Source organism: Streptomyces sp. NTH33 (assembly GCF_003236365.1).
In the GTDB taxonomy this organism is placed as follows: Bacteria; Actinomycetota; Actinomycetes; order Streptomycetales; family Streptomycetaceae; genus Streptomyces.
In genome coordinates this window covers 1-3,118 of sequence record NZ_POTZ01000628.1, presented here as the reverse complement: position 1 = coordinate 3,118, position 3,118 = coordinate 1, and the positions used below count along the sequence as shown (strand labels likewise).

The window sequence follows — 3,118 nt, the reverse complement described above, 5'->3', positions numbered from 1 at the left end:
GTGCGGACAGGTGCTCCAGGACCCGGGCCAGGGTCGGTCCGTGCGGATCGGTGGCGGCGGGGCCGGAGGACCGGCGGACGCCCAGGGTGTCCAGGACACGGTGGAGGCGGGCGGCGTCGGTGCGCCACTTCCGGTCGACGACCTCGTCCGGGTACTCCCGCCAGTCCACCGGGGACCAGCCGGGGCCGCGCTCGGCCGGGCCGCCGTGGAAGAGCCGCGCGGCCAGCAGCGAGGCGGCCTCGTCGACGGCGCCGGGCTCCTCGAGCAGGTCGCAGGCGGGGCGCTCGCCGAGCCGGGAGGCGAAGCCCTCGGCCAGGCGGTCGCGGCGGGACAGCTCGGTGAGCGCCGCGACGACACCCGCGTCCAGCCGGGAGGGCCAGCGGCCCATGCGCCAGGCGGGGAGCGCGACCCGGGTCAGCAGCCGGTCCCAGCCCGCGTACGCCAGGCCCACCTGCTCCTGAGCGACGATCCTGAGCCCGTAGTCCACAGCCTGTGCACGCTCGGCGGCCGCGGCCGCCACACCGCGCTCCATCTCGGCCGCGTGCTCCCGGCAGCCGCGCAGCAGCAGCCGGGCCACCCAGCCGAGGCCGGCGCACACCGAGCGGGCCAGGGGGCAGCGGCCGGTCGTGGAGGCGACGGCCACCGCCGCGTCCAGACCGCGGACGAAACGGCGGGCCGCCGCTATGTCCGGCTGCGCCGAGGGTGCCGTACCGGCGACGACCGGGGCGAGTACGGCCCGCAGCTCACCGACGCGCATCCACCACAGGAACGGGGAGCCGATGACGAGGACGGGCGCCGCCGCCGTACGGCGCGGGCGGGCCGGAGCCGGGCCACGCAGGGCGTCCGGCCCTTCGCGGTCCTCCTGCGGGGGAGGACCGTGCGCCGGGTGCGTACGGTCCTCCAGCCAGCTGTCGCAGTCCGGGGTGAGCGCTATGGCGGACGGGGCGGGCACGCCGAGGCGATCGGCGAGGTCGCGCACCAGGCGGTACAGGTCCGGGGCCGACTCCTCCGGTATCGGGACGGTGGGGGTCATGGCGGGGCGGGCACGGGCGACGACCAGTCCGACCACGGCGGCCAGGAGCAGGACGACGGCCGCGACGACGCCCACCACCCAGCGGGCGAGGTCCCAGCCCCGGCCCACGAGGTGACCGGCGGAGCCGCCGGCGAGCAGGATCACGGCGAGGGCGGCGGGCAGCAGGGCGACGGCCAGCGCCCGGCTGCGGACACGCAGCACGGCGAGCGCTCGGGAGCGCGCGGTCTGCGCACCGACCTCCACCACACCCATACCGGTCACGACCGGACGTCACCCCCTCCCGACTGTCCTGGCGTTGCTCACTCCCCCACTGTGGCACCCGTCACTGACATCGCAATGCCAATGGGCCAAGTGCCGGACCGCCTGCGCCGCACCCTAGTTGGGGCCCCGGCCCGCGTCAGCCGGATGGCCCATTGGTCACTCGATGGAATGGCTTTGGTCACAGCAGACCGCGCACGGCAACGAGCAGGCCCCGGATCGGGTCCGGGGCCTGTGCGGGGTTTTCACGGAATTCACGGAAGGAGCGGGGGGCGTGCTACGCCTTCGCCGCCGCGCTCGCCGCGATGTCCGAGCGGTGCTGGGAGCCTTCGAGGCGGATGCGGGAGACGGCGGTGTACGCGCGGTCGCGGGCCTCGGTGAGGTCCCTGCCGGTCGCCGTGACGGACAGCACGCGACCGCCCGCGCTCAGGACGGTGTCGCCGTCACGCCTGGTGCCGGCGTGCAGTACGTACGCGTGCGGGGCGTCCTGCGCGGCGACCTCCTCCAAGCCGGTGATCGGGTCACCGGTGCGCGGGGTGCCGGGGTAGTTCTGCGAGGCGACGACCACGGTGACGGCCGCGTCGTCGCTCCACCGCAGCGGCTCGAGGTGGGCAAGGCTGCCGGTGGCCGCGGCCATCAGGACACCCGCCAGCGGGGTCTGGAGGCGGGCGAGGACCACCTGGGTCTCGGGGTCGCCGAAGCGGGCGTTGAACTCGATCACGCGGACGCCCCGGCCGGTGATCGCGAGCCCGGCGTAGAGCAGGCCGGAGAACGGGGTCCCCCGGCGCCGCATCTCGTCGACCGTGGGCTGCAGCACCGTCCGCAGGACCTCGTCCACGAGCTCGGGGTCGGCCCAGGGCAGCGGGGAGTAGGCACCCATGCCGCCGGTGTTCGGGCCCTCGTCGTTGTCGAGCGCCCGCTTGAAGTCCTGGGCCGGCTGGAGCGGCACGACGGTCTCGCCGTCGGTGACGGCGAAGAGGGAGACCTCGGGGCCGTCGAGGTACTCCTCGACCACCACGCTCCCCCGCTGCCCGGACGGCGCGGGAGGTACCCCCATACAGGCCGCCGCGTGCGCCTTGGCCGCGTCCGCGTCACCGGTGACGACGACGCCCTTGCCGGCGGCGAGCCCGTCGTCCTTGACGACGTACGGCGCGCCGAAGGCGCCGAGGGCCGCGGCGACCTCCTCCGCCGTCGTGCAGACGTACGACCGGGCCGTGGGCACACCGGCCGCGGCCATCACGTCCTTGGCGAAGGCCTTGGAGCCCTCCAGCCGCGCGGCCTCGCTGGAGGGGCCGAACACCGGGATGCCCGCCTCGCGCACGGCGTCGGCGACCCCGGCGACCAGCGGCGCCTCGGGACCGACGACCACGAGGTCGGCACCCAGCTCCGCGGCCAGCGCGGACACGGCCGCACCGTCCAGGGCGTCGACCTGGTGCAGCTCGGCCACCTCGGCGATGCCGGCGTTGCCGGGCGCGCAGTGCAGCGCGGTGACGGCGGGGTCGAGGGACAGGGAACGGCACAGGGCGTGCTCGCGGGCGCCGCTGCCGATGACGAGGACCTTCACGGGGTCAGCCTAACGGCAGCGGCCCGGGACGCTTTGTGCGGGCTGCCGAGGGATCGGGAGCAGCGCACTTGTACGTTCCTCCGAGCCGGGCGGGAGGCAGCAGTGCCGCGGCGCCACTACTCCGTCGTGTACTCCTCCACCACCGTCGCGCCCAGCTCCCGCACGATCAGTTCGTGGCCGGAGAGAGCCGACTCGTCGAGGTCCGGGTCGTCGTCCTCGGGGATGTCGTCCTCGGGGGCGACGGTGGTGGAGGAGTACACGAC

At 75.4% G+C, this 3,118-nt stretch carries 1 protein-coding gene and 1 pseudogene; both read right to left on the bottom strand.

Going from position 1 to position 3,118, the window contains the following annotated elements; translation table 11 throughout:
• Window positions 1-1,294 (bottom strand): annotated as a pseudogene (locus tag C1I97_RS34050) (hypothetical protein); the annotation flags it as partial.
• 274 nt (window positions 1,295-1,568) lie between these two features.
• Entirely contained in the window at window positions 1,569-2,855 is a 1,287-nt protein-coding gene (gene purD / locus C1I97_RS34045; RefSeq protein ID WP_111006857.1) for a phosphoribosylamine--glycine ligase, read from the bottom strand.
• Window positions 2,856-3,118: the final 263 nt, after the last annotated feature.